The organism is Dechloromonas hankyongensis (genome assembly GCF_022012295.1).
Classification (GTDB): Bacteria; Pseudomonadota; Gammaproteobacteria; order Burkholderiales; family Rhodocyclaceae; genus Azonexus; species Azonexus hankyongensis.
On record NZ_JAKLTN010000002.1, the window covers coordinates 925,259 to 949,515 of the forward strand.

Genomic DNA, 24,257 nt, shown 5'->3' on the forward strand with positions numbered 1-24,257 from the left:
TAAGAATATAAAGCTCATCGGTTTCGCTCGTCACGACGCCTGTCGCCGGCCGGCTGGGCCACAACCTCGTAGCCGTGGGTGCGCAACAGACGCAGCGCCTGTTCGATGGTCTGCCGGGTCCGGCGCGGCAAGGGGCCGGCCGGCAGCGGTAGCGGTGGCGGTTTCAGCTCGAAGCCGTAATGGCTCAGCCAGGCCGTGATGGCAGCCAGCCCCTTGCTGCCGATGCCGTCGGCCTGCTGCAGGCGCTTGTAGCCGAGCAGCGCCACTTCCTCGGGAAGGAAATCGTGGCGGTCGAATATTTTCCGCAGGGCGTTGCGCTGCAGGGTCGGCAGAAGATTCATGGCCTCTGCGGCAAAGCGCGAGGCGCGCTGCCTTTCGCCAGTGCAACAAGGGGATTCCGGCAGATTGCCGTTCATGTCATCAGGCATGGACTATCGGGTTCGAGAGCGCAGTGATCGGTTATCGACGGAACAAGCTTAGTCAGCCGCCCCGCCCCTGCAAACGACGAAATAGGCATATCGATATGCGCTATCCGGAATGACCGCCGGCCAGCCAAGGCATTCAGCTTCTTAGCTTATGCATAAAAATTCCTTGGGCCGGATACCCTGCTCCGGCAGGCTCGGATCGTGCAGAATCCACCTGTGCCGTGGCGCCGGCCAATTCGACGCCGCGGCTTTTTCATGGAAGCCCGAGAGATGTCCGGCAAAACCTTCGTCGACGCCAACTACCGTTTCATTGCCGCCTACCAGGAAGTCAATTCGCGCATCGTCCAGCGCCAGCAGGCCCTGGCCCTCTTCGTCACGCTAACGGCGACCCTGCTTGCCGGCCTGCTCGCCCTGCACCCCGGCGCCAGCGGCAATCAACTGCCGGTCGAATGGCTGGTCTTCGGCTTTCCCGTCACCAGCCTGTGCCTGGCTTTCCTCAACTACAAGGCGGAGCGCGCCATCACCAATTTGCGTTCCTTCCTGTCGGCGCTGGAAAAACTCGATGCCGCGCACGAGCGTCTGCCCAGCTACAACACCGATCCGCGCTGGGCACACGGCGTGAACAAGGTGCGCCGCTTTCACGACATCGCCGCCGCCATCCTGGCCAGCGGCGCCAACGGCATCGGCATAGGCGTCGTGCTGCAGCTCTACCCCGAGCGTCTTGCCGACAAGCCCTTTGTGCTCTCCCTGCTGATCGGCGGCGCCGTCGTGTCGGTACTGGCGCTGCTCATCATCCCGCGCTGGAGCTACCGGCCGAACGAAGTGCCCTCGGTTCAACCCGGCGTTTAGCCGAAAACGCCGGCCGGCAAAGGCGAATCGTCAATCTTCCGAAACCAGGTCCGGAAAGAGGACACTGGTAAAGCCGAAGCGGGAAAAATCGCGAATACGTGACGGGAACAGCCGTCCGATCAGATGGTCGCATTCGTGCTGGACGACCCGGGCATGGAAACCTTCGACCGTGCGGTCGATCGGCTGCCCTTCCGGATCGAAGCCCTGGTAGCGGATATGCTGGAAACGCGGCACTTCGCCGCGCAGGCCGGGCACCGACAGGCAGCCCTCCCAGCCGGCGACCTCCTCATCGCCCAACGGAGTGATGGTCGGGTTGATCAACACGGTCAGCGGCACCGCATCGGCATCGGGATAACGTTCGCTCTTCTCGAAACCAAAAATGACCACCTGCAGCCCGACGCCGATCTGCGGCGCCGCCAGGCCGACGCCGCCGGCCGCCCGCATCGAGTCGAGCATGTCGGTGATCAGGGCGCGCAATTCCGGCGTGGCGAACGCGGTGATCGGTTCGGCCACCTGGAAGAGCAGCGGTTCGCCCATGCGCAGGATCGGTCTGGCAGCCATCTTTTTTCCTCTCAGTTTCAATCCGGGGCAATGACACCACAAGATCGGCGGCACGACAAACCATGCATTGCGGCATAAGCACATAAGAACATCGTCGTTCCCGCGCCCTCGGCGAGTCCCGACAATGCAGCGATCGATTTCATGAGGATACCCGTCATGGCCACCACCCTGATCGTCCCCGGGCTGCGCAACAGCGGCCCGACCCACTGGCAAACCTGGTTCGAGACACAGCGTGCCGGCAGCCGCCGCGTCGAGCAGGACGACTGGGAAAAGCCCTGCCTGGCCGAGTGGGCCGGCCGCGTCCGTGAACAGATCGATACCGTGGATGGCGCCCTGTGGATCGTCGCCCATAGTTTCGGCTGCCTGGCTTCGGTCGCTGCCGGGCTGCTGCGCCCGGACCGCATCTGCGGCGCGCTACTGGTCGCCCCTGCCGACCCGGCGCGCTTCGGCGAGCCGACCGCTTCGCTCGAGGCGCAACTCCCCTTCCCCAGCCTGGTCGTCGCCAGCAGCAACGACCCGTGGGTCAAAACCAGCGTCGCCGAGGGCTGGGCCCTGCAATGGGGCAGCGAGTTCGTGAACATCGGCGCGGCCGGCCACATCAATGTCGATTCGGGGCACGGCCCGTGGCCGCAAGGGCTGCTTCTATTTGAGCAATTGCAGGCCATCGCGGCTATAGATGAAAAGTTGATAAGCATCGAATAATTCCGTCGTTACCGTCCGCCACACCGCTCCCTAGACTGCGCATATCAACTTTTTCGACAGGACACCACCATGCGCAAGATCGGACTTTTCGCCGCCCTGACCCTCGCCTGCGGCCTGGGCAGCGCCGTCGCCCAGACCACGCTGCTCAACGTCTCCTACGACCCGACCCGCGAGCTGTACAAGGATTTCAACGCCGCCTTCGCCAAGAGCTGGCAAGGCAAGACCGGCCAGAGCGTGCAGGTGCGCCAGTCGCACGGCGGTTCCGGCAAGCAGGCGCGCTCGGTGGCCGACGGCCTGGAAGCCGATGTCGTGACGCTGGCGCTGGGCTACGACATCGACGCCCTGGCCGAGAAGAAGCTGATCCCGGCCGACTGGCAGAAACGCTTCCCGAACAATTCCTCGCCCTATACCTCGACCATCGTCTTCCTGGTGCGCAAGGGCAACCCGAAGGGCATCAAGGATTGGGGCGACCTCGCCAAGCCGGGGATCACCGTCATCACGCCGAACCCGAAGACCTCGGGCGGCGCCCGCTGGAACTACTTGGCGGCCTGGGCCTGGGCGCTGAAGCAGCCTGGCGGCAACGAGCAGAAGGCCAAGGAACTGGTCACCGCCATCTTCAAAAATGTGCCCGTCCTCGATTCGGGCGCCCGCGGCTCGACCACGACCTTCGTCGAACGCGGCCTGGGCGACGTGCTGATCGCTTGGGAAAACGAAGCCATCCTGGCGGTCAACGAACTGGGCAAGGACAAGTTCGAAATCGTCGCCCCCAGCCTGTCCATCCTGGCCGAACCGCCGGTGGCGGTGGTGGACAAGGTGGTCGAGAAGCGCGGCACGCGGCTGACCGCGCAGGCTTACCTGGACTACCTGTATTCCGAGGAAGGGCAGCAGATTGCCGCCAAGCACTATTACCGGCCGACCAACGCCAAGGTCGCAGCCCAGCACGCCAAGCTGTTCCCGAAGCTGAAGCTGGTGACCATCGACGACACCTTCGGCGGCTGGCAGAAGGCGCAGAAGACCCACTTCGCCGACGGCGGGACGTTCGACCAGATCTACCTGAAGAAATGATCGGCGCCTGACAGGACACGGATAGCAGACCGCCCGGCTATCCAGGCGGTCGCTTATCCTCCCCGACGCCGGCCAAGCGGGATGTAACAAGCGCATCGAGGCGCTATAAGTACATAAGTATTACGTCGTTCCGTGCCGCTTCCCGCCTGAGAATATCCGGCGCCAGGACAAGCTTAGCCGGGGATTTATGGGTTATACGGTTTTATCCCCGTAATCTGTGGATAAGCTTGTGGGTTGGGTATTGGCAAACTGGGCAACGCATTGAGCGAGCAGGGATTTCCATGCACTGCACAAAGTTTGGGCAGACGGGCCGCCAGCGAGAACTGACCATCTGGCGGCCTCCATATTTGAATTGCGCCAGCCTGCAACGCGCCGTCGAATGGCGGGCAATCCGGCCGGCCTGCCGTTCGCCGCTAATTCACCGCCGTTGGCGACTCGAGAACCAGTTTTCCATCCTTGACAGGTATCGTCTTGCCCGGGTCATGGTCCATGCGAACCCGCCCTTCCTTGCCGTCAAGGCGATAGCTCACATCGTAGCCGGCCAGTTTGTCGGAGGTTTCATAGACGGTTCGGCAGCGATGTTCGACCGTCGCGACCGTATCCCGATCCTGCATACCCTTCTGCACGGTATTGCCGGCATACCCGCCAGCCGCCGCACCGGCTACCGTCGCCAGCGTATTGCCTTTACCCCGGCCGATCTGGTTGCCTACCACGCCGCCGAGAACGCCACCGATCACCGTGCCGGCAATCCGGTGCTCGTCCTGTACCGGTGCCTTCCTCTGGACTTGGACATCCCGGCAATCCTCACGGGGCACCCTGACCTTCTCCTTGATTTCCTCGACTGCCAGGACTTCGGCAGATTTAGGCTTAGACAGCATCTTGTAGCCGGTAACGCCACTGGCGCTGATCGCCACCATCGCCACCGCTCCGATGGCGACCCCCTTGACCATTGATTTATCCATTTTCATTTCTTTCAGGCACTTGATTAGCATTTTTGATTAGCATTTTTTGCTGCGATAACGACGAAAAACCGTTACCACGCCAAAATCAACGCAAAACAGATGCCACGAAAGCGAGTTATCGACAAATCAGATACTTGCAAATCAAATCGAAGTTACTAAGCCAGTATTCCGTCGTCAAATGACGACAGATAATCCGTCTTATCCGAAAGAGGATTGTTTCAACACGGAATTTCGTGTCGCCAAATCACGAACATCCGCTCAGTGAAAAAATCGAGCACCGTATGGTTGGGAAAGGGTGTCGAAGCGATAGGTCATGGCGGAGTGGAAAGCGCTATCCATGAGACTGTGATGCCGCCCAGCCCGTCGGGGAGCGGCAAATCAGCTTTTCTTCCTGGCAGACATCAAGATAGTGCGAAATATCTAATACGACCAATACCAAAGCCCAATTCTTGAGCAGTGTATAAAATTCTCTTATGAGACAAGGCCGTAGGAAACCTGCCAAGCCGCTACCCCCAGGCTTATCCACAGCATTTGGGGATAAACGCTCCCTACCGTTTTGCAGGCGTAAAAAAGCCGACGTCGCCGTCGGCTTTTGATCGGGGCTTCCGATCAAGCTGCGATGCGCCCCTTCAGAACCGGCGACCGAGCGTCGAATGCGCCGCCGTCATCCGCGGCGATGGCGGCCGCCGCTGTTTTCCGGGCTCTACGAAAGGGCATATCGAAATAGCCAGAAATGCTTTCCCAAGGGCTATCGTTTTCCGCACAATCGATGCACCCGCCGGATTTAACCGATAACTTGCCAGGGCGGGCGACAAGTACTGGCTAAAGCGTCGCTCGCTCCAACCTCCCCGGGAGCCGGCCACGCCGGACCTACAGGGGAGAAGGAGCAAGCCATGGTTCTCACCCTCGAATTGCCGGTCCGCCCGGCCATCCCCGCCATCTTCGCCACTTACGAGCAGCGCTTCGGCGCCCTGCCCTACTGGCTGGACGAACTTCATAGCCTTGACGCGCAGGCCCTGCTGCGCCTGGCGCTGCGCCGCGGCGCTCCGCTGGCCCCGGCTGATTTGCCTTACTGATGGGAAAGCACTCCGCACGGAGCGGAGTGCCCAGCGCTAAACAGCAAGACAGGCCAGCCCGGCGCTCAACTGCCCCAGGCTGCGCTTGCTGAAGACGACCGGCACCGCCATGTCGTCAGCCGCCCGCCGTATCTTGCGCGCCAGGCCATGATTGATCTGATCGACGACAACGACCACCACCTTGGTATCCACCGGAATGGCCCGATGGCATTCGCCCGGTTTGCGCCCGCTCCAGTGGTGCACCGGCGCATAGCCCTGCCTAGCCAGGGAGTCGCGAAAGGAATCGACCCGATCTCCACCTACGATCAAAGCAGCCACGATGCACCTCCATACGGTTCGCTGACCATGCCAATCTAGCCAAGCGTCGGCGCCGACTGAACGAAGGAACTGTTCGGAGCTCATCAAGCCGCGGGATATATGCTTCTAGCCTTTCCCGGAAGCCGCCCAACCGTGGACCTGCAAGACCAAGCAGTTGAACCGGGCGGAAATCGATTCCCTGCTCGCCAAGCCGGAACAAGTCGTGGTTCTCGATGTCCGACGTCCCGATGAACTGATTTCCAAAGGCAGCTTCCCGGCTTTCCTGAGCATCCAGACCACCGACGTCGAAAAATACCTTGCCTACCTTCCGAAGGATCGCATCATCGTCACCGTGTCCAACCGGGCTCACCGCGCCGGTACCGGCGGCGACCTGCTGTCGGGCAAGGGCTACCAGGTGGCCCGGGCGGCCGGCTCGCTCGACTACGAAGACCAAGGCGGCAAGATCGCCCGCATCCAGCCGCTGTAACCGAAGACCGCTGCCAACTGATAGTGGCAAGCGCCAAGACCGGCTTGGCTGCGCGCTTGTGCAGCCAGGCCGGCTGTACTGAGCGGGCCAAATTTGTCACAGTGCACACCCGACTGATGGCCCACCGCACCCTGGCACACGACGGATGGACCGCCCCTGGAGAATCGTCTTGTTGAAAAAACTCTGCTGCATCGTCCTTTGCATCGCCCTCAGTGCGCAGGCTGCCGACCTTGCCCCGCAACCGCAGCACCAGCGCGCCATCCGCGTCAGCACCGCGCTGCTCGGGCATTACCACTACAAGCCGACGCCTGTTGACGATCAGCTGTCGGCGGCCATCTTCGAGCGCTACCTGAAGAGCCTGGACGGCGACAAGTACTATTTCGTGCAGGCCGACATCGACCAGTTGAACGGATACCGCACCCGGCTCGACGACGCGATCAACGACGAAGACCTGCAGCCGGCCTTTGCCATTTTCAATCTGTACACCCGGCGGGTCGAAGAACGCTTCGTCTATGCCCGCGAGTTGCTGAAAACCGGCGGTTTCCGCTTTGACCAGAACGAGCGCTTCGCCTTCGACCGCGACAAAGCGTCATGGGCGCCGTCGGAGGATGCGTTGCGCCAGGTCTGGCAACTGCGCGTCAAAAACGACTGGCTGCGCCTGAAGCTGGCCGGCAAGGCCGACAGCGAAATCGCCACCATGCTCGACAAGCGCTACGAGCAATCGATCCGCCGCGTCAAGCGCCTGAAGAGCGACGACGCCTTCCAGGCCTTCATGAACGCCTACACGATGGCCATCGAACCGCACACCTCCTACCTCGGGCCGCGCGCCTCGGCCGATTTCGACATTTCGATGCGCCTGTCCCTGTTCGGGATCGGCGCCGTGCTGCAGGAACGCGACGACTACACGGTTATCCGCGAAGTCACGCCGGGCGGGCCGGCCGCGCTGTCCGGCCAGCTCAAGGCCGGCGACCGCATTGTGGCCGTCGCCCAGGGCGAGGGGCCTTTCGTCGATGTCGTCGGCTCCCGTCTCGACGAAACGGTGGCGCTGATCCGCGGCCCGGCCGACAGTGTGGTGCGCCTCGACATCCTGCCCGGGGACGCCGGCCCGGATGCCCGGCATCGGCAGATTTCGCTGGTCAGGAAAAAAGTCGATCTGGCCCAGCAGGCGGCCAAGAAGTCCATCCTCGACGTCAGCGATGGCAATGACCTGCGGCGGATCGGCGTCATCACCCTGCCCACCTTCTACAGCGATTTCGAAGGCGAGCGCCAGGGCGACCGCAATGCGCGCAGCGCGACCCGCGACGTCGAACGCCTGCTCGGCGAACTGGGCAAGGAGAAGGTCGACGGCGTCGTTCTCGACCTGCGCCATAACGGCGGCGGTTCGCTGAAGGAAGCCATCGCGCTGACCGGGCTGTTCATCGACACCGGCCCGGTGGTCATGGAGCGCAATGCCCAGGGCCGGGTTTTCGTCGATGGCGACAGCAATCCGGGAACCGCCTGGGATGGTCCACTCGGCGTGCTGATCGACGGCGAGTCGGCCTCGGCTTCGGAAATTTTCGCCGCCGCCATCCAGGACTACGGCCGCGGCATCGTCATCGGCGAACAGAGCTACGGCAAGGGCACCGTGCAGACCGTGCTCAATCTCGACCAGGCGGTCGGCGACGACAAAGCCAATCTCGGCGAATTGCGCCTGACCATCGCCCAGTTCTTCCGCGTCAACGGCGGCACGACGCAGCTGCGCGGTGTGCAGCCGGACATCGCCTTCCCGGCCACCAGCGACCCGACGCTGACCGGCGAGGCCAGCAACGACAACGCGCTGCCGTGGACGCGCATCCGCGCCGCCGCCTATGACCGGGTTGCCGACCTCGGCGACATTATTCCCCAACTCCAGGCCCGGCACGCCGCCTGGGCGGCCAATGATCCGGACTTCAAGAAGCTCGCCGAGGTGGCCACCGAACTGCAGCGCCTGCGCCAGCTGAAAAGCCTGTCCTTGAACGAGACCGAGCGACGCCGGGAGACCGAGGCCCAGGAAAAGCGCTTCGCCGGAATCGCCCGCGTCGACGACGGACTGCTCGACAGCGAACGCGATCCGGAACGGGAAAAAGCTGACGAAAAAGCGGCCGACAAGGTGAAGGATATCCGCCTGCGGGGCGCCGCCCACATCGTCGCCGACGAGGTCAACCTGCTGCGAGAAAACGCCAGGCCAGCCGTTCAGCAGCGGGCCAGCCAGGCAGCGTTGAGCCACTGAGGCGCGCGGTCAGCCGCTGTTGGCCGGCCCAACAGCGGCTGACCGCGGCGCAGCAGCCGGTGGCCCCCGGCTTGCGGCCATCTTCCCGGGGCGCTGGCGAAAACTCTTCTGCCACAAGCATTTCCGGGGCCATCACCGATTTCGGCACTGTGGCACACCTCCTGCAACGGAGTGGTTTCAAACCACATTCAGGAGGAATCCATGCGTCGCCCGACTTTCCCGACTCTCGGCATCACGGCCACCCTGCTGGCCGCCGCTTTTTCCGCCCACACTACATCCTCAACCTGTACGACAACATCCAACGCCTGAAGCTGGACGTCGACAAGATCGCCGCCCTGCACGGCCTGCGCGTCGTCACCCTGAACGACCTGCAGGCGGCCATTGGGCTGGCCAATTATGCGACGGCGAAATAGCACGCGACAGCGCGTCCCCACAGCGGAGCCCTGCCGGCTCCGCTTTTTTATTCATCCTGCAACCGATTTCCCGGCCGTAACACTTCGCTACACAACCAACTCAGACAGCAAGATTGTTCCGCCTACACTGGCAACCATGGTGCACTGCACAACCAAATTGGAGCCCCCCATGGAATACCAACGCATATACACGGACCTGCGTACCGCAAAACTGAGCTTCGCCGACTTCATGGATTTCGTCGGCCAGATCTACGAGCTGGGCGTCGAGAAGGGTTCGGTCACCGTCGCCGGCGACGATACTGCGGCCTGCTTCGCCGCCGCCCCACTCGGCGAGCAGTATGAATACAGAGCCCGCCAGTAATAAATGCTTACATCTCGGTACTGAACGTCGGACGGTCAGGAGCTAGGCTGAGGGCATGAACAAATCGATGGTATATCCCATGAACAAATCGATAGTGCTTCTCATCAGTGCCTTCCTGCTTGGCGGTATGGCTCACGCTGAGGAAGGCGTCGTCGACAAGACCAAGGCTGCCGTCGAACACGGTGCCGAAGCCACGGCGCATGCCGTGAAGAAAGGCGTGACCGCTGCCGGCAATGGCATCAAGCGCGGCGCCGAAGCGACCCGCCACGGCATCGAAACGGGTGTCCACGCCGCAGAACGCGGCGTGAAAAAGGGCGCCGAAGCAACCGGGCGCGTCATGCACAAGGTAGCCGAAAAGGTTTCCCCGTCGAGCGGATCGTCCGATGAGCACGGCAACTCGTCGAACGGCGAGAACAAATCCGAAGACTGAACGCTCCCCAGAGCACCGCCCCTCTACGGACTGCCGGCCGCTTCCGGCCGACTTTGCATCCGGCAATTAACGTGCTGGCTTGCCGGCCAGCTTCTGCACCGTTTCCAACGCCTTGTCGACATTCGCCTTCGGGTTCAGGCCGCCGATCACGCCGGCCACCTTGCCGTCGGGCGTCACGACGAAGGTGGTGCGCTCGGCCAAGCCGTGGTCGATATCCTCGCCCCGCGTGTCCTTGCCCCCGGTTGGTACGGCGCGGACATTGAGGCCGTAGGACTTGGCAATGCTGCCGCTGGCGTCGGAGGCGACCGGCAGCTTGCCGGCGCAGTAGTCCGGATCAGCCGAGAAGCTCTTCAGACGGGCAATGCTGTCTAGCGACACGCCGACCACCGAGGCGCCGGCCGCGGCAAATTGCTCGCTCTTCTCAGCAAAGGTATGTGCCTGGATATTGCAGCCGCTGGTATAGGCCGACGGGTAGAAATAGACCACGACCGGGCCTTTTTTAAGGGCTTCCTGTAGCGAGAAGGAGAAAGCCTTGCCATCCAGCGCTGCCGAGGCGACGAACTGCGGTGCTGCCTCGCCTTCGTTCAGGGCGGCCTGTGCGCCATGGGTGAGCAAGCCGGCGAACAGCGCAGCCAGCAGATGAGGGGTAAAACGTGGCTTCATGATCTGTCGTCCCAAAAGGTTATGGTGCGTATCGGTCACGGTTGGCCTAACAGATAGGCAGAAACCTGCTCTATATCTGACTCAGTCAGTTGGCGGGCGATTTGGTTCATGATGCCGCCCGCGCCGTTCTTGCACTCGTCGCGCTTCCACTCATTGAGTTGCTTGTTCACGTAGCGCTGACGCCGCCCTTTCTCGACGCGCTCGCCGCTGGTCTTGTGCCAGGCTTCATCGCTCGGCAGGCAAAAGGCCTGCAACCGCAGGGTTGCCAGCCTTTTTCTTTCAGCACGCCGAGGCGTCAAGTCCACAGTTGGTTTAGTTGGCGCTCCTGGCGGCGACCGGCTCGGCCGCTTCGCCTTCCGATCGGTTCTCTCCAATCAGTTGCATTTTCTCAGCAATCGACTGCACCACTTCTTCGGTAGCAACGATTGCGCCCACTGCGCCGGCAATTCCCCTGCTTTTGCCGTAATGCAACATGTGCCCCTCCCCGGGCAGCAAGTGCAGGCGACTCTGTTCAATTTGGTGATGAAGACGTGCGGCTTGCTGGTCGGCTTTGACATATTTGTCGTCCTCTCCGGCGAAAATTTCCACCGGCACGGAAATCTCCCTGTAATGCCGCGACATGGCGATGGCGGCCGGAATCATGAATATGCCATCTTCGGCGCTGGCCTTCAGTTGCCAGGGCCGTAAAGTCAGCGGTGGCGGCACATGCTGGAGGAAACCCGGCTCGACGACTTTGGGCGAAAAAATCCGGCGCAGCATGAGCGGAAGCAACATCTTGCCGAGCAAGGGCGACACGGTATACCGCATGACATCGCCGATGACCGGAATGGCCGGTGGCGAGAACAACCATGCGTCGAGGCGGAAGGTCGGGAAGTAATACCCGGAAATCAGCACCAGCCCGCGGACCCATTCGGGTGCCTCAAGGGCAAGCGCCAGGGCGACCTGGGTGCCGAAGGAATGGCCCAGGACGATGGGTTCCTGCACACCCAGTTCAGCACAAGCGCGCCGCATCAGAGTGGCTTGGGCCTTGGGCGTCCATAGGCGATCGCGCGGGCGCGCGCTGTAGCCGAAGCCTGGCCGGTCGATGGCAATGACCCGATAGCGGGAAGCCAGCTGTTCGACCAGGCCGCAACCCACGAAGTCCATGGCCTGAGCGCCATTTCCGTGCAGCAGCAGGACGGCCGGGCCGGTGCCGTGCTCGATGTAGTGCAGTCGCACCCCATCGATTTGGACAAATTTTCCAGCAGGCGGAAATTTCTGCTCAGCCTTCTTTGCCCTGCGCCGCACCCATAAAGCCGTGAGAGAGAGCGCTGCCGCTAGCAAAAGGCCGGCTTTAACGCGCGTATCGGGAGATGTGTTTTCCATGGCATGTACCTCGTAGCGAATTGGCGCCCGCCCCGAATGGGCAGGCATTACCGAATTGGCAATCGAGATGCCTGTTCGCTGACGCTACGAGGCCATGCACGGAATTTCAACGCCCTTTCACTTCAGAACACGTCGCCTGTATGACCACGGGCGGCCACAAGCAGCAATGATTTGAACATCGTCCATGAAATCGACTCAAACCGCTGCCATATCCGACAAGAATCTTGCGGAAAATTAAGGTGCCTGATTAAACAAGAGGTTACTTTCCGCAGATACCGATTTTTTGATAGCTGAGCGAGGGCATGTTCACTTACCAGATTGACTACTTAGAGGTGGAACGGGTCTTGAGGACGACGGTGCGAGGACACTATGACCTGGCTGCCCACGTTCAGCTTTGCGAGGCCGCAAATTCCGTAGCCGCACAACATGGCGTAAATCGAATTCTGGCGGATTTCCGTGAAGCCGAATTAGCGATTGGGCTTACCGAGCTTAATGACGTGCAAAAGCGCGGGTTGAAAGGCGACTATCGTATTGCGTTTGTTTACGACCCATCCCACAGTTCCGCCGAGCACTTCGAACTGTTCGAGAAGATAGCCTGGATGGCCGGATTCGAACGCCGGTTGTTTATCGCCCCTGAGCTTGCCATGGCTTGGCTCACTTGCTACGGGCTGGTTTCCGAATAAAACTGTTGCTCAAATAATGGCATGTCAGTTCCGCGAAGGCTGCATCTGGCCGTTCGGGTGAATTGGCTTGGCCGCCCGCAAGTTGCTTTGATTTTTTCGCGAGGATGTCTACGGCAGCTTCCCTGCCAACCTATCCAAGCGACGCTATCGGCCACCGGCTGCCGGCCGTAATCGCTACTCCAAAGCCGCCATTGGCTCCGAGAGACAAATGCTGGGTAGGCCAAGCCATCATCTGAGCCAACGTCAGCGGCCGAGCGCCCAGCGGCGCCGAACTTGTAGCGGCGCGCCGGCTCCACTGCAGAGCCGGCACGCCGATTACTTCCGCTAGGCTGCGGCCGATTCCGTTCGCAGTGCCGGAACGGCTTGCCTGTCCCCCGCCGCCGGCCGGATCTTGAACCAGATCGCGTACATGGCCGGCAGGAACACCAGGGTCAGAACCGTCCCGGCGAAGGTCCCGCCGATCAGGGTATAGGCCAGCGTTCCCCAGAACACCGACTGGGTGAGCGGGATGAAGGCCAGGATGGCGGCGAGCGCGGTCAGGATGACCGGGCGGGCGCGTTGCACGGTGGCCTCGACGACGGCATCGAAGGGTGCCAATCCATCCTTCTCGTTGCCACGAATCTGGCCGATCAGGATCAGCGTGTTGCGCATCAGGATGCCGGACAGCGCAATCAATCCAACGAGCGCGTTGATGCCGAACGGCTGCTGGAAGATCAACAGCGTGGGCACGACGCCGATCAGGCCGAGCGGCGCGGTGGCGAACACCATGGTCATCGCCGAGATCGAGCGGACCTGGAAGATGATGGTGATCAAGGTCAGGGCGATCATGATGGGGAGTAGCGGCGCCAGGGCGCGATTGGCCTTGCCGGATTCCTCGATGGAGCCCGCCTGCTCGATCCGGTAACCGGGCGGCAACTGGGCGATGATCGGCTGCAGATCCTTCAGCACGGCGGCGGAGACGTCCGGCGGCTGCAAGCCCTCGGCGATATCGCCGCGCACGGTGATCGTCGGCGTCCGGTCGCGACGGCGCAGGATGGGGTCTTCCATACGGACCTCAACCTTGCCGACCTGCGCCAGCGGAATCTTCTGACCGGTAGCACCGACCAACGTGAAGTCGCCAATCCTGGCCGGATCAAGCCGGGTATTGCCGGCCGAACGGGCCGTGACCTGGACCGAACGGATGTCTTCGCGCACCTCCGTGATCGGGATGCCGCTCAACAGGAACTGCAACTGCTGGGCCACGTCGCTGGAGGAGAGGCCAAGGCTCTGCAGCCGGTCCTGGTCGAGCGCAAGATGCAGCGTCGGTACACGCTCGCCCCAGTCGGTATTGACCGTTCGCATCTGGGCCGAGGCCTGCATGACGCCACGCACCTGCGCCGAGATGTCGCGCAGCTTGTCCGGGTCCGGCCCCATGACGCGGAAGGCCACGGGGAATGGCGAAGGCGGACCGAAAACAATCTGGGTCACGCGCACCCGCGCTTCGGGCGCCAGTCCGTCGGCCACCGCCTGGCGCAGCCTGAACTTGAGGGCTTCCCTCTCCTTTTCGTTCCCCGTGAGAATGACAATTTTGGCGAACGACGGGTCGGGCAGTTCGGGCGACATCGCCAGGAAGAAACGCGGTGCGCCCTGGCCGATATAAGCTGTGACGACCCTGGCCTCCTGTTGCTGCGCCAGCCAGGCTTCGACCTTCGCCGTCGCGGCACTGGTTTGCTCGATTGAGGTGCCATAAGGCATCTGCACCTCAACCAGCACTTCTGGCCGGTCGGAGGTCGGGAAAAACTGCTTGTTGACCACGCCCATGCCCATGATTGCGACGACGAAGGCGCCGATCACGCCCGCCGCGACCAGCCACTTGCGGCGGATCACCGAGCCGAGCAGGCGGCGGAAGCGCTCGTAGTTCGGCGTGGCGTAGATCGCTCCGTGCCCGCCGGCGTGCTTCTCAAAGTGCGGCAGCAACTTCACCCCCAGATAGGGCGTGAAAACGACGGCAACGATCCACGAGGCGATCAAGGCAATGCCGACAATCCAGAACATGTTGCTGGTGTACTCGCCAGCCGTCGACTTCGCGAAGCCGTTCGGCATGAAGCCGATTGCCGTAACCAAGGTACCGGCCAGCATCGGGGCGGCGGTGTGGCTCCAGGCATAGGCCGCGGCGCGGATGCGGTCGTAGCCTTCCTCCATCTTCACGACCATCATCTCGATGGCGATGATCGCGTCGTCGACCAGCAGCCCAAGGGCCAGGATCAACGAGCCCAGCGTGATCCGGTCGAAATTCTTGCCGGTCGCCGCCATGATGATGAAGACGACAGCCAGGGTCAGGGGAACTGCGGCGGCGACGACGATGCCGGCGCGCCAGCCCATGCTCAGGAAGCCGACCAGTACCACTACGCCGAGGGCAACCATGAACTTGACCATGAACTCGCCGACGGCGGAATGGATATTGACCGCCTGGTCCGTAACCTTGGACAGGCTCATGCCAAGCGGCATCTCGGCGTTGATCGCCGCGGCTTCCGCCTCCAGCGCCTTGCCCAGATCGAGGCCGTTCCAGCCCTCGCGCATGACCACGCCAAGCAGCAAGGTCGGTTCGCCGTTGTTGCGGATCAGGAAGCTGGCCGGGTCTTCGTAGCCGCGCTTGACCTCAGCGATATCGCCGAGCTTCAGGGTCCGGCCGTGCGCCGCGACCGGGGTGTTGCGGATCGCTTCCAGATCGTCGATGGCGCCGTCCAGGCGGATGAAGACCTGCGGGCCCTTGGCTTCGATCGAACCGGCCGGCGTCATGACGTTGCGTCCGTTCAGCGCGGCGAAGAGGTCGCGCGGCGAGACGCCCAGGGTTGCCAGGCGGTCATGGGAGAACTCGACAAAGATCCTTTCGGCCTGCTCGCCGATGATGTTGACCTTCTTGACCCCCGCGACATGCAGCAGGCGCTGGCGCATGCTCTCCGCATCGCGCACCAGTTGCCGATGCGGCTCGCCCTTGGCTTTCAAGGCATAGAGCGCAAAAGTCACGTCGGCGTATTCATCGTTGGCCATCGGGCCGATGACGCCGCGCGGCAGCTTGGCGGCCTCGTCACCGAGTTTCTTGCGCGCCTGATAGAACTGCTCGGGCACCTCGGCGGGCGGCGTGCTGTCGATCAGGAACACCGTCGAGAAGGCCAGGCCCGGTCGCGTAAAGGTCTCGGTCCGGTCATACCAGCGCAGTTCCTGCATGCGCTTTTCCAGCGGCTCGGCGACCAGTTCTTCCATTTCCTTGGCGGTCGCGCCGGGCCAGGCGGTAACGACGGTCATCTGCTTGATGGTAAAAGCGGGGTCTTCGGCTCGCCCCAGCGTCAGAAAGGCCACGATGCCGGCGATGAAGATCGCCAGCATCAGGAACAGAGTCACCGAGCGCTCGCGGACAGCGAGGGCGGAAAGGTTGAAGGTGCTCATTTCCGTTCCCCACTCTTGTCGGCGGGCGCGGCCTCGCCGTCAGCCAGCCGGACGAGATCGCCTTCGTGCAGCAACTGCGCGCCGAGCACGACGACACGATCGCCCGCCGCGAGACCACTGGCGACGGCAGCCGTTTCGCTGCCGAGGCCGGCCACCTGCACGGCGCGCCAGGTCACCCGCGGCTCCTTCCCTGCAAGCAGCCAGACGCCGGGCCCTTTGCCGGGGTCGTATAGCGCACCGAGCGGCACCTGCAGCGCCGGGGTGGCGCGGTCGGACGGGAGCTGGATGGCAACGGTCGAGCCCAGCGGCGCGTCGGCCAGGCGGCCTTCCAGCACGTAGCGCGCCTCGAAAGTCCGGGTCAGCGGATTGGCGGCATCCGACAATTGGCGCAGTTTCGCGGCACCGGTGAGTCCGCTGCCATACAAGGCCGCGTGTGCCGCCGATCCGACCGCCGGGAGTAGTGTTTCGGGGAGTTCTATGAGTGCTTCGCGGCGTCCGGCATGCGCTACCCGGACCACCACCTGGCCGGCACCAACGACCTGGCCCGGCTCGGCCAGGGTCTCCACCACGACGCCGTCGGCGTCGGCAAGCAGCACCGTGTAGCCGGTTTCGTTGCGCGCCACGTCGGCTTGGGCCTGGGCGGCATTGAGTTCCGCCCGCGCCGACTCGGCGGCAGCTTTGATCTTGTCGTAGGCCGAGGCCGACACCGCCCCCGCGGCGACCAGATCGCGGTATCTCGCCTCGTCCTCAGCGGTTTGGCGGGCGCGCGCCATGGCGGCGGTGACGGCCTCGTCGTGGGCACGCGTGGCCAGCCGCAAATCGGTGGGGTCGATGCGCATCAGCGGCTGGCCGCGTTTAACGGTCTGTCCGGTATTGACCAGGCGTTCCACAATCTTGCCGGGAACGCGGAAGCCCTGGTCGCTCTGCACCCGCGCCGCGACGATGCCGGTGAATGAACGCTCGGCTTGGCCGGCGGTGGCCACCGCAGCCACCCGCACGAGGGGAGGCGCTGTCCGCGGATCGTTTGACGAAGTGGCGTTGTTGCATGCAGCCAGGGCCAAGGGCAACAGACCGACAACGGCGAGGAAAGGAATATTACGGTGCTGAAGCATGGCGACCTCCAGGAATGCGAAGGCCTCCATCTTCAATCTAGTGACCATTATTGTCAATGGTCACTTTTCATCCGGGTGACGCTTTAGGGCGCCAGACTACGCAACACCAGGTTCGACAGCTGGGTTGGCGCCTCCTCGACGAGGTCGAGGTTGTATTGCAGCAGGAGCGGATTCGCATAGGGCTGCATGACGAGATAGATCGCATGAACCGTCTCGTCCAACGGCGTCTTGCGCTCGAATTCGCCCCTCTCCCGCCCTTCGCGGACGATCTCCATCAGGGTCTGCCGAATGCGCTTTCCATAGGCAAGAGCAGACGGCCATCCCTCGCCGGCGGAATGCGCGGCAATGTCGTACAGCTTGCGATCGTTGAAGAACAGCTCCACGCTCGTCGCTACCAGGGCCTTGAATAGACGCCGGAATTTTTCCGTCGGCGTGGTGGCGCTGGCAACCGCTTCATCGACCGCCGCGACGATCTTGCTCAGGGTCTGGGCGCAGATGGCTTCGCCGATCGCCTGCTTGGAGTCGAAGAATTTGTAGATATAGGCCTTGGAAAAGCCGATCGCCTTGGCCAGGTCGGAGACTGTGGTCTTGTCGTAGCCGTAGTGGCTGAAGTGCTCGCCGGCCGCCTCGACGATCTGCTCGCGAACGCTGTGGTCGGCGGGGCCGCGCGCCTGTGGGGTGGAAGATTCGATTTCGCTCATGGGGAAAACAATAGCGCGTCGGCGGCCGCTTGACAACCAGTGACCATTTTGGGTTATAGTCACATCAACAATCCAATCCCGAAGGACTTCCATGTTCTCCCGCTCCCTCGCCCTGCTTCTGAGTGCCGGCATCCTGACGGGCTGCGCCGTCGGTCCCGACTACCGGTCGCCTGAAATCGCGCTGTCGTCTTCCTTCCTCGGGCAGGAGGGGATCGATCGCCGATCCGCTGAGCACCAGGCCGATCTCACCGTCTGGTGGGCCGCCTTCGATGATCCCCTGCTGACCCGCTTCATTTCGCTGGCGCTCGAACAGAACCTGGACATCGCGCAAGCGGCGGCCCGGGTCGCACAGTCGCGGGCAGCATTGCGCTACGCCGATGCGGCGCTGCTGCCAGCGGGCAACGTCAGTGCCAGCGCGGCGCACGCCTACCAGTCGGTCGAGACCCCGCTCGGGCAGGTGCTCAACGCCAACCCCGGCTTCGACCGCTACGGCAGTCTGTACGAGGCCAATCTTGGCGCCAGTTGGGAGATCGATGTGTTCGGCGGCCTGCGGCGCGGACAGGAGGCGGCACGCGCTGCCTACGAGGCATCTGAAGCAGGCGTGGTAGCAACACGGCTGGCCGTCGCCGCGCAGACGGCCGATGTGTACGTTACGGTCCGCGGCCTGCAGGCGCGCCTCGCGATCGCCCGGCAGCAAGCGGATACCCGCCGCCAGTTGCTCGCCATGGTCAAGCTCCAGTACGAGAAGGGAATCGCCGCCGAACTGCAGATGAACCAGGCCGACGGCTCGCTGACCCAGGCCGAGGCGCAGATCCCCGTCCTCGAAGCCGGTCTTGGTTCGGCAATGAACGCGCTGGACGTGCTGCTCGGCGTGCAGCCGGGAACCTACCGCGCAGAACTGGCCACGGTATCGCCGATTCCCGTCGCACCGGGCCTGGCGGCAAGCGGCACCCCAGCCGACATGATTCGGCGCCGGCCGGACCTCATCGCCGCCGAGCGGCGCCTGGCGGCGGCTAATGCGCGCATCGGCGTGGGGGTTTCGGAGTACTACCCCAAGTTTTCGCTCGCTGGCCTGCTCGGCAGCGCCACCGCGATAGGGAGCGGCAACCTGTTCACTGGGGGGGCCAGCCAGGCCCAGGGCGTTCTCGGACTGCGCTGGCGCCTGTTCGATTTCGGCCGCGTCGACGCACAGATCGCCGCCGCGCGCGGCCAGGAGGCGGAAGCCCTGGCAGTCTACCGGCTGGCCGTGCTGCGGGCGGCCGAGGATGTCGAAAACGCCTTTTCCGCCCTGGTCAAACGCGAGGCTCAGGTCGGCATCCTGACGCGCGGTGAAACCTCGCTCGCCCGGGCCCGCGCCAACTCGTTTGCAGCCTACCAGGGCGGCGTCGTCAGTCTGATCGAGGTGCTCGATGCAGACAGCAACCTGCTGCAGGTGCGCGACGGCAAGGCCCAGGCGCAAACCGAAGCGGCGCGTGCCGCCATTGCCTCCTTCCGGGCGCTGGGCGGCGGCTGGGATGCCCCCCAAGCAAGCAGTGACCGCCTCTCCGGCAAACTCTCCACCAACAACCACAGGTAAGCAAAATGACAACAACAGAGAATTCATGGGTACTCGTCACGGGCGCATCGAGCGGCTTCGGCGAGGAGTTCGCCCGCCAATATGCCGCGCAAGGCCACTCGCTGGTCCTGGTGGCGCGCCGGCTGGACCGGCTGCAAGCACTCGCCGAGACACTACGCCGGCAGTACAGCATCGACGTCGTAGTCGAGCCAGCCGATCTCTCGGATATTGCGGCAGTCACCCGATTGCATCGGCACCTCCGGGAGCGAGGCATCGCCATCGACATCCTGATCAACAACGCCGGCCATGGACTGCAAGGCCCCTTCGTCGATAGCCCGCTGGACGCAACCCTGGCCATGGTACAGCTCGATGTCGCGAGCCTGACCGCGGTCACCCACGTCTTTGCCCAGGACATGCGGGCGCGCGGGCGCGGGAATATTCTGCTGGTCGCCAGCCTGTTGGCCTATCAGGGCGTGCAGAACTTCGCCGTCTATGCCGCCGCCAAGGCCTACGTCTTGCGTCTGGGTGAAGCGCTGCATCGCGAACTCAAACGCGATGGCATCACCGTGACGACGCTGTGCCCCGGCATGTCGGACACCGGCTTCGCCGCCGCAGCGCAGCAAAAGCTCACGCCGGCGCTGAAGCAGTTGATGATGCAGCCGGCCCCCGTCGTGCGCGCCGGCATCCGCGCCTTGCAGGCCGGCCGCATCGGCGTCGTGGCCGGCTGGGCGAACAAGGCCCTGGTGATCCTGACCTGGGCGACCCCGCGTTGGCTGCACCAGGCCTTCATGTCGCATGTAATGAACGGATAAGCACTCCGCTCAAACGCTCACCAAAGAAACAACAGCAAGGAGTTGCCCCATGACAGCACCAACCGACGCGATGAACCCCGAAGACACGCTTGCCCGTTGGCGGGCCGAGGAAGCAGCCGTGCGCGCCCGCTTCCAGACGGCGCCCGGCGTGGCCACACCCGCCCAAATCGCCGGGCGCAGCGGACTGCAGGTCTTCCAGGCGCTTCTTGCCGGGGAAATTCCGCCCCCGCCGATGGCGGTCACGCTCGATTTCACGCTACTTGGTATCGAGCCCGGATTCGCGGTATTCCAGGGACAACCCCGCTTCAAGCACTACAACCCGATGGGCACGGTACACGGCGGCTGGTTCGCTACGCTGCTCGACAGCGCCATGGGCTGCGCCGTGCATTCCACGCTGCCAGCGGGCAAGGCATACACCACCCTGGAACTGAAGCTCAACATTGTCCGCGCCCTCACTGAAGCTGTGCCGCTGGTGCGCGCCGAAGGCCGGCTGGTCCACGGCGGCCGCCAGGTGGCGACCGCGGAAGGCCGGTTGATCGGACCGGACGGCAAGCTTTATGCCCATGCGAGCACCAGTTGCCTGATCTTTGACCTGGCTTCATAGAGCGGAACGCTCGGCGACATCGGAATGCTCCTGAAAGGGAAATTTGCTGGCCGCCGATGCAGGAATCCCCGGATGCGGTTGATCGAAAAACCGGCCCACCTGCTGCCCGAGCAACACTCGCCGCCGGCCGCTGCTGCCGACGCAGCAACCCATCGCATCTGCCACGACTGGCGCGCTGGCACAAAAAACCCGCCATCCGAAGACGGCGGGTTGCAAGGAGAAGAGAGATAAAGAGCGGTAGCCGACGCAAGGCAGCTACGGAATCAATTTACCGGCCGATCCGGGCCGGGAAAACGAAGTTGTTCGTATAAGCAAAGCAGGCTTGGTCGCTTAAGGATATGCCCCCAAACAACGCCCCTACCCCTCGCCAACCTCCTTCGCCGCCTGTGCTGCCCGCCATTCGACGAAGGTCTTGATAACCAGCGTCAGCAGCGCCAGGATGGCCAGCAGCGAAGCCACGGCGAAAGCGGCGGCGAACTTGTATTCGCTGTAGATGATTTCGATATGCAGCGGCATGGTGTTGGTTTCACCGCGGATGTGGCCGGAAACCACGGACACCGCGCCGAACTCGCCCATCGCCCGGGCATTGCACAGGATGACGCCGTAGATCAGCCCCCATTTGACGTTGGGCAGGGTCACGTACCAGAAGGTGCGCCAGCCCGAGGCGCCGAGCACCGTCGCCGCCTCCTCCTCGTCCCTGCCCTGCGCTTCCATCAGCGGGATCAGTTCGCGGGCGACGAAGGGAAAGGTCACGAAGATGGTCGCCAGCACGATGCCGGGAACGGCGAAGACGATCTTCATGTCGTGTTCGAGGAACCACGGGCCGATCCAGCCATTGCGCCCGAACACCAGGATGTAGACCAAGCCCGCCACCACCGGCGAAACCGAGAATGGCAGATCGATCAGGGTGATCAGGAAGGATTTCCCGGGGAACTGGAACTTGGCGATGGCCCAGGCCGCGGCGATGCCGAACACCAGGTTGAGCGGCACGGCGATGGCGGCGGCGAGCAGGGTCAGCTTGATCGAACTCTGCGCATCCGGCTCGACCAGGGCCACCAGGTAGGCATCCCAGCCCTTGCGCAGGGCTTCGTAGAATACCGTGAGCAACGGCAGCAGCAGGAAGAGGACGAAGAAGCTCAGTGAGATGCCGATGATGGTCCATTTGACCCAAGCCGATTCGCGGGTGGCGGGGTTGCTTTCGTAGCGGTCGGCCAGGGCCGAGCCGATATGCAGGGTGGTCGCGGCAGCCATTATTGGGCCTTTCCGGTGCGCTTGGCCGTCCATGCCTGGAGGCTGTTGATGGTGATGAGCAGGATGAAGGACAGAAGCAGCATCACGGTGGCAATGGCGGTCGCGCCGCGGTAGTCGTATTGCTCGAGCTTGGTGATGATCATCAGCGGCGTGATCTCGGACACCATCGGCATGTTGCCGGCGATGAAGATGACCGAGCCGTACTCGCCCACCGCCCGGGCGAAGGCCAGCGCGAAGCCGGTCAGCAGCGCGGGATAAAGGGTCGGAAAAATGACCTGGCGGATGGTCTGCCAGCGATTGGCCCCCAGGCTGGTCGATGCTTCCTCGATTTCGAATTCCAGGTCTTCCAGCACGGGCTGCACGGTACGCACCACGAAGGGCAAGCCGATGAAGACCAGCGCCAGCAACACGCCGACCGGCGTGAAGGCCACCTTCAAACCAAAGGACTCGACGATGCGGCCGATCCAGCCGTTGCCCGCCCACAGTGCGGTCAGCGCAATGCCGGCCACCGCCGTCGGCAAGGCGAAGGGCAGGTCGACCAGCGAATCGACGATTTTCTTGCCGGGAAAGTTGTAGCGCACCAGGCTCCAGGCGAGCAGCATGCCGAACACGGTGTTGATCGCCGCGGCGGCCAGCGAGGCGCCGAAACTCAAGTGGTAGGAGGCCACGACGCGGGGCGACGAGACCGCCGTCCAGAACTGCGCCAGGCTCAGTTCGGCCGTCTTGATGAACACCGCGGCCAGCGGGATCAACACGATCAGCGACAGCCAGGTCAGGGTGTAGCCCAGGGACAGGTTGAAGCCGGGCAAAGCTTGGCGCGAACTCATGGCCTCACCTCGCCGGGGAAGGACAAAACAAGCGATACGGGATGCATGAAAACTCCAGAACACGGTCGATAGCGGCAAGCTTAGGGACAGCCGTCAGCATCCCTAACCAATTTATTTGTCTTTGCTTATGCCAATCCCTGCATAGGGAAAAACCGGCAAAACAAAGCCCCGGCCGGGCATGGCCACGACCGGGGCCTGGCGGACGGCCGGCAGGCCGCCCGCAGTGAATCCACGCCGGCTTACTTCACGTAGATCTGGTCGAACACCCCGCCATCGGCGAAATGCGCCTTCTGCGCCGCCGTCCAGCCGCCGAATTCCTTGTCGATGGTCAGCAGCTTGACGTTGGCGAACTGCTTGGAATACTTGGCGGCCACCTTCTTGTCGGTCGGCCGGTAGAAGTTGCGCGCGGCGATTTCCTGGCCTTCCGGCGAATATAGGTAGTTCAGGTACTCGGTGGCGACCTTGCGGGTGCCCTTCTTGTCGGCCACCTTGTCGACCACCGCCACCGGCGGCTCGGCCAGGATGGAGACGGACGGGGTGACGATTTCGAACTTGTCCGGACCGAGTTCCTTCAGCGACAGGTAGGCCTCGTTTTCCCAGGCGATCAGGACATCGCCAATGCCGCGCTCGACGAAGGTGGTTGTCGCGCCGCGGGCGCCGGAATCGAGCACCTTGACGTTGCCGTACAGCTTCTTGACGAAGTCCTTGGCGCTGGCATCGCTGCCGCCCTTCAGGTTCTTGGCGTAGGCCCAGGCGGCCAGGTAATTCCAGCGGGCGCCGCCCGAGGTCTTCGGGTTCGGCGTGATGACTTCGACGCCTGGCTTGGTCAGGTCAGCCCAGTCCTTGATGCCTTTCGGGTTGCCCTTGCGCACCAGCAGGACGATGGTCGAGGTGTAGGGCGAGGCGTTCAGCGGCAGCTTCTTCTGCCAGTCCTTGCTGGCCAGGCCGGCATCGGCGACTTCGTCGATATCGTAGGCCAGCGCCAGCGTCACCACGTCAGCGTCCAGCCCGTCGATCACGGCCCGCGCCTGCTTGCCGGAACCTCCATGCGAGGCCTTGATGTTGACGGTTTCGCCGGTCTTGCCCTTCCAGTACTTGGCAAAGGCGCCGTTGAAATCCTGATAGAGCTCGCGCGTCGGGTCGTAGGAGACGTTGAGCAGATTGACATCGGCGAAGGCCTGGCCACCCAAGGCAAGGCCCAGTGCAATGGCGATCAGGCTACGGCGGGTATGGTTGAAGCGCATTTTGCTGAAATCCTGTTGAGTTATGGAGCCGCCAATTTACGAAACGGCCACCACCAGGAAAACGACGTAAATCTTATGTTCTTATGCAGCGCAAGGCTTATAAAGTTCGAAGCAAAGCCGCCGCGGCAAGCCAACCCG

26 protein-coding genes are annotated in these 24,257 nt (G+C 63.0%); 13 read left to right on the forward strand and 13 right to left on the reverse strand.

Features of this window, described 5'->3' with window-relative positions; translation table 11 throughout:
- Positions 1-14 precede the first annotated feature (14 nt).
- Complete coding sequence (locus LZ012_RS13005) at positions 15-341, reverse strand: hypothetical protein (protein WP_275711239.1); 327 nt, start codon at positions 339-341, stop codon at positions 15-17.
- A 354-nt stretch (positions 342-695) separates the two neighbouring features.
- Between LZ012_RS13005 and LZ012_RS13010 the strand changes: the two genes are divergently transcribed.
- Positions 696-1,274 carry a hypothetical protein gene (locus tag LZ012_RS13010; protein WP_275711240.1) on the forward strand — a complete coding sequence of 193 codons (579 nt, stop codon included), beginning with the start codon at positions 696-698 and terminating at the stop codon, positions 1,272-1,274.
- A gap of 30 nt (positions 1,275-1,304) precedes the next feature.
- Here LZ012_RS13010 and def read toward each other — a convergent pair whose 3' ends face one another.
- The gene (gene def / locus LZ012_RS13015; RefSeq protein WP_275711241.1) at positions 1,305-1,835 is read right to left on the reverse strand and encodes a peptide deformylase; all 531 of its coding nucleotides are present in this window, start codon (positions 1,833-1,835) and stop codon (positions 1,305-1,307) included.
- 156 nt (positions 1,836-1,991) lie between these two features.
- Between def and LZ012_RS13020 the strand changes: the two genes are divergently transcribed.
- Positions 1,992-2,537, forward strand: coding sequence for an RBBP9/YdeN family alpha/beta hydrolase (locus LZ012_RS13020; RefSeq protein ID WP_275711242.1), 546 nt, complete (start codon positions 1,992-1,994; stop codon positions 2,535-2,537).
- A 69-nt stretch (positions 2,538-2,606) separates the two neighbouring features.
- Positions 2,607-3,602, forward strand: a complete 996-nt coding sequence (locus LZ012_RS13025) for a sulfate ABC transporter substrate-binding protein (RefSeq protein ID WP_275711243.1) — start codon at positions 2,607-2,609, stop codon at positions 3,600-3,602.
- A gap of 413 nt (positions 3,603-4,015) precedes the next feature.
- On the opposite strand, the gene LZ012_RS13030 is transcribed toward LZ012_RS13025, so the two are convergent.
- Positions 4,016-4,564: a glycine zipper 2TM domain-containing protein gene (locus LZ012_RS13030; RefSeq protein ID WP_275711244.1), complete on the reverse strand. Its 549-nt coding sequence runs from the start codon at positions 4,562-4,564 to the stop codon at positions 4,016-4,018.
- An 893-nt stretch (positions 4,565-5,457) separates the two neighbouring features.
- Here LZ012_RS13030 and LZ012_RS13035 point away from each other — a divergent pair.
- Positions 5,458-5,640: a hypothetical protein gene (locus LZ012_RS13035; protein WP_275711245.1), complete on the forward strand. Its 183-nt coding sequence runs from the start codon at positions 5,458-5,460 to the stop codon at positions 5,638-5,640.
- A gap of 36 nt (positions 5,641-5,676) precedes the next feature.
- Here LZ012_RS13035 and LZ012_RS13040 read toward each other — a convergent pair whose 3' ends face one another.
- Positions 5,677-5,958: a DUF2325 domain-containing protein gene (locus LZ012_RS13040; RefSeq protein ID WP_275711246.1), complete on the reverse strand. Its 282-nt coding sequence runs from the start codon at positions 5,956-5,958 to the stop codon at positions 5,677-5,679.
- 154 nt (positions 5,959-6,112) lie between these two features.
- On the opposite strand from LZ012_RS13040, the gene LZ012_RS13045 reads away from it, so the two are divergent.
- From LZ012_RS13045 to LZ012_RS13065, 5 genes are all read left to right on the forward strand, one after another.
- Positions 6,113-6,424, forward strand: a complete 312-nt coding sequence (locus tag LZ012_RS13045) for a rhodanese-like domain-containing protein (RefSeq protein WP_275711247.1) — start codon at positions 6,113-6,115, stop codon at positions 6,422-6,424.
- Positions 6,425-6,593: 169 nt separating this feature from the next.
- A complete protein-coding gene (locus LZ012_RS13050; RefSeq protein WP_275711248.1) occupies positions 6,594-8,672 on the forward strand; it encodes a carboxy terminal-processing peptidase in 2,079 nt (692 codons plus the stop codon).
- A gap of 149 nt (positions 8,673-8,821) precedes the next feature.
- Positions 8,822-9,085 carry a hypothetical protein gene (locus LZ012_RS13055; protein ID WP_275711249.1) on the forward strand — a complete coding sequence of 88 codons (264 nt, stop codon included), beginning with the start codon at positions 8,822-8,824 and terminating at the stop codon, positions 9,083-9,085.
- A 169-nt stretch (positions 9,086-9,254) separates the two neighbouring features.
- Positions 9,255-9,446, forward strand: coding sequence for a hypothetical protein (locus LZ012_RS13060; RefSeq protein ID WP_275711250.1), 192 nt, complete (start codon positions 9,255-9,257; stop codon positions 9,444-9,446).
- A 79-nt stretch (positions 9,447-9,525) separates the two neighbouring features.
- Entirely contained in the window at positions 9,526-9,876 is a 351-nt protein-coding gene (locus LZ012_RS13065) for a hypothetical protein (protein ID WP_275711251.1), read from the forward strand.
- Positions 9,877-9,942: 66 nt separating this feature from the next.
- On the opposite strand, the gene LZ012_RS13070 is transcribed toward LZ012_RS13065, so the two are convergent.
- The 3 genes from LZ012_RS13070 to LZ012_RS13080 are packed head-to-tail and all read right to left on the reverse strand — an operon-like array spanning position 9,943 to position 11,904.
- Complete coding sequence (locus LZ012_RS13070; RefSeq protein WP_275711252.1) at positions 9,943-10,539, reverse strand: peroxiredoxin; 597 nt, start codon at positions 10,537-10,539, stop codon at positions 9,943-9,945.
- A gap of 35 nt (positions 10,540-10,574) precedes the next feature.
- On the reverse strand, positions 10,575-10,844 hold the full coding sequence (locus tag LZ012_RS13075) for a c-type cytochrome (RefSeq protein WP_275711253.1): 270 nt from the start codon (positions 10,842-10,844) through the stop codon (positions 10,575-10,577).
- Between the two features lie 7 nt (positions 10,845-10,851).
- Positions 10,852-11,904: an alpha/beta fold hydrolase gene (locus LZ012_RS13080; RefSeq protein WP_275711254.1), complete on the reverse strand. Its 1,053-nt coding sequence runs from the start codon at positions 11,902-11,904 to the stop codon at positions 10,852-10,854.
- A 302-nt stretch (positions 11,905-12,206) separates the two neighbouring features.
- Here LZ012_RS13080 and LZ012_RS13085 point away from each other — a divergent pair, with 302 nt between their 5' ends.
- Positions 12,207-12,587: a hypothetical protein gene (locus LZ012_RS13085; protein WP_275711255.1), complete on the forward strand. Its 381-nt coding sequence runs from the start codon at positions 12,207-12,209 to the stop codon at positions 12,585-12,587.
- Between the two features lie 324 nt (positions 12,588-12,911).
- On the opposite strand, the gene LZ012_RS13090 is transcribed toward LZ012_RS13085, so the two are convergent.
- From LZ012_RS13090 to LZ012_RS13100, 3 genes are all read right to left on the reverse strand, one after another.
- Entirely contained in the window at positions 12,912-16,013 is a 3,102-nt protein-coding gene (locus LZ012_RS13090) for an efflux RND transporter permease subunit (RefSeq protein WP_275711256.1), read from the reverse strand.
- Positions 16,010-17,125 (reverse strand): efflux RND transporter periplasmic adaptor subunit, encoded by a 1,116-nt coding sequence (locus tag LZ012_RS13095; RefSeq protein ID WP_275711257.1) that lies wholly within the window; start codon positions 17,123-17,125, stop codon positions 16,010-16,012. Before LZ012_RS13095 ends, LZ012_RS13090 begins: the two co-directional genes overlap by 4 nt.
- An 83-nt stretch (positions 17,126-17,208) precedes the next feature.
- Positions 17,209-17,826: a TetR/AcrR family transcriptional regulator gene (locus LZ012_RS13100; RefSeq protein WP_275711258.1), complete on the reverse strand. Its 618-nt coding sequence runs from the start codon at positions 17,824-17,826 to the stop codon at positions 17,209-17,211.
- 91 nt (positions 17,827-17,917) lie between these two features.
- Between LZ012_RS13100 and LZ012_RS13105 the strand changes: the two genes are divergently transcribed.
- The 3 genes from LZ012_RS13105 to LZ012_RS13115 are packed head-to-tail and all read left to right on the forward strand — an operon-like array spanning position 17,918 to position 20,797.
- The gene (locus LZ012_RS13105; protein ID WP_275711259.1) at positions 17,918-19,402 is read left to right on the forward strand and encodes an efflux transporter outer membrane subunit; all 1,485 of its coding nucleotides are present in this window, start codon (positions 17,918-17,920) and stop codon (positions 19,400-19,402) included.
- Positions 19,403-19,407: 5 nt separating this feature from the next.
- Entirely contained in the window at positions 19,408-20,193 is a 786-nt protein-coding gene (locus LZ012_RS13110; protein ID WP_275711260.1) for an SDR family NAD(P)-dependent oxidoreductase, read from the forward strand.
- 49 nt (positions 20,194-20,242) lie between these two features.
- Complete coding sequence (locus LZ012_RS13115) at positions 20,243-20,797, forward strand: PaaI family thioesterase (protein ID WP_275711261.1); 555 nt, start codon at positions 20,243-20,245, stop codon at positions 20,795-20,797.
- Between the two features lie 357 nt (positions 20,798-21,154).
- On the opposite strand, the gene cysW is transcribed toward LZ012_RS13115, so the two are convergent.
- The 3 genes from cysW to LZ012_RS13130 form a co-directional block, all read right to left on the reverse strand.
- Positions 21,155-22,048, reverse strand: coding sequence for a sulfate ABC transporter permease subunit CysW (cysW, locus tag LZ012_RS13120; RefSeq protein ID WP_275711262.1), 894 nt, complete (start codon positions 22,046-22,048; stop codon positions 21,155-21,157).
- Positions 22,048-22,875: a sulfate ABC transporter permease subunit CysT gene (cysT, locus tag LZ012_RS13125; RefSeq protein WP_275711263.1), complete on the reverse strand. Its 828-nt coding sequence runs from the start codon at positions 22,873-22,875 to the stop codon at positions 22,048-22,050. The genes cysW and cysT overlap by 1 nt, the downstream gene beginning before the upstream one ends.
- Before the next feature lie 239 nt (positions 22,876-23,114).
- Positions 23,115-24,119, reverse strand: a complete 1,005-nt coding sequence (locus LZ012_RS13130; protein ID WP_275711264.1) for a sulfate ABC transporter substrate-binding protein — start codon at positions 24,117-24,119, stop codon at positions 23,115-23,117.
- Positions 24,120-24,257: the final 138 nt, after the last annotated feature.